Genomic DNA, 294 nt, shown 5'->3' with positions numbered 1-294 from the left:
CGTGACGACGGCCGATGGCGCATCGCTCGCGACTCGTATAGTCAACGGCGGTCGGGGGCGCCGGTGTGGCCGGCGGCGCCGGCGGGACTGGTGGTAGCGCTGGGTTGTGGGGTGCGGGTGGCGCCGGAGGCTTCGGCGGGGCAGGTAGTGGCGAGTCGGCTAACGGCGGTGTCGGCGGTAACGGCGGTGCCGGTGGGCTGTTGTTCGGCAACGGCGGGGCCGGTGGAGCCGGTGGCGATGGAGATGCCGGTGTCAGCGCAACCGCCGCCGGTGGCAGCGGAACGCCGGGCGGAG

The 294-nt window shown here is 74.5% G+C and carries 1 protein-coding gene; it reads left to right on the top strand.

The window, feature by feature from the left end; all coding sequences use genetic code 11:
• Positions 1-65: 65 nt before the first annotated feature.
• A partial coding sequence (locus tag BST27_RS32235; RefSeq protein WP_211285356.1) for a hypothetical protein occupies positions 66-294 on the top strand: 229 nt, incomplete at its 3' end.

This window comes from Mycobacterium intermedium (genome assembly GCF_002086275.1).
GTDB lineage: Bacteria > Actinomycetota > Actinomycetes > Mycobacteriales > Mycobacteriaceae > Mycobacterium > Mycobacterium intermedium.
The sequence above is the reverse complement of the archived record's forward strand: the minus strand, read 5'-3'. Positions and strand labels throughout refer to the sequence as shown.